2 protein-coding genes are annotated in these 1,060 nt (G+C 33.6%); both read right to left on the bottom strand.

Features of this window, described 5'->3' with window-relative positions:
* Positions 1-52: 52 nt before the first annotated feature.
* Positions 53-400, bottom strand: a complete 348-nt coding sequence (locus CKF59_RS07025; protein ID WP_119535227.1) for a hypothetical protein — start codon at positions 398-400, stop codon at positions 53-55.
* Positions 401-644: 244 nt separating this feature from the next.
* Entirely contained in the window at positions 645-1,028 is a 384-nt protein-coding gene (locus CKF59_RS07020; RefSeq protein WP_119535226.1) for a hypothetical protein, read from the bottom strand.
* Between the last annotated feature and the right edge of the window lie 32 nt (positions 1,029-1,060).

Genomic DNA, 1,060 nt, shown 5'->3' with positions numbered 1-1,060 from the left:
GTTAAGACCTTTATTTAAGATTTACTTATTATCTAAGATTAAATTTTAATTACTAAATACGTTCTTTACGTCCCATAGCTTCAAGTACTTGATTTATTTGAGCTGTACTTACATTTTCCGGAGCTTGTACTGCTAAATCACCTACATTATAAGTTTTCATAGTTACAGGATCATTAGTTTCCTTAATCATAATTAAATCAACTAAATGATTGGTGAACCAAGCTCCCCATAGAGTACGTCCATCTTCGAGAGCTACTGAAACGGTTCTTTGGGCGGTATAACCATCAATTGCATAGAAAGCTGGGGGTTCAGGTTTTACATTCGTAAACGCCGAAGCTTGAGCAAAGGCTTGAGGAACTAAAGTTAACCCTAAGAGCGTTAAAATTGTTAATTTTTTCATCTTTATTCTCACATTAAAAATACTTAGCAAGGAAAAGTTTACTTGCTTTACTTTCTTGCTACTCCCATTCAAGAGTTGGAACAAAGTTGCCTCTTTAGACAGACAACTATCAAGAATCTCTCATTCTCTTCCAGCTTCTTATAAAATCTTTTTAATCAAAATCTCTCGTAAAATTTTATCTTCCTGCTTAAAATAAATAATCCTCTACTTAAGTGCGTAGAGGATTATTTAATTGGTTATTTCTTTATTTAGTTACACGCTGTGATAAAGCGTAAGATTCTAATACTTGATTAATCACTTCCGCACTCATATCTGTAGGAGCTTGTACCGATAAACTATTTACATTGTAAACAGTCATAGGTACAGTTTCAGGGCTTACACGGATGAGTACTTGCTGAATTAAACCATTAGTAAATAAACCTGAATAAACTTTTACTCCATCCACTTCAAGAACATTTGTACGCTCTAAAGTATAACCATCTAAAAAGAGTTCGGGAGCTTTAGGAGTTTGTACTTGTTGTTGACTTGAGCTAGTTGAAGTATCTGTATTCGCAAAACTTGCAGGAGTCATGACGCTACTTAGAGTTAAACCTAAGATGGTTGCGATAAAAATGTTCTTTACTTGCATAGAATTTTCCTTATGTTGTTATGTTATTTACT

Source organism: Psittacicella gerlachiana (assembly GCF_003585965.1).
Taxonomy (GTDB): domain Bacteria; phylum Pseudomonadota; class Gammaproteobacteria; order Enterobacterales; family Psittacicellaceae; genus Psittacicella; species Psittacicella gerlachiana.
This window is presented reverse-complemented; position numbering and strand designations above follow the sequence as displayed.

Bases quoted from the DNA above. Each gene is read 5' to 3' on its own strand.
- CKF59_RS07020 (WP_119535226.1), bottom strand. From the start codon at position 1,028: ATGCAAGTAAAGAACATTTTTATCGCAACCATCTTAGGTTTAACTCTA.
- CKF59_RS07025 (WP_119535227.1), bottom strand. From the start codon at position 400: ATGAAAAAATTAACAATTTTAACGCTCTTAGGGTTAACTTTAGTTCCT.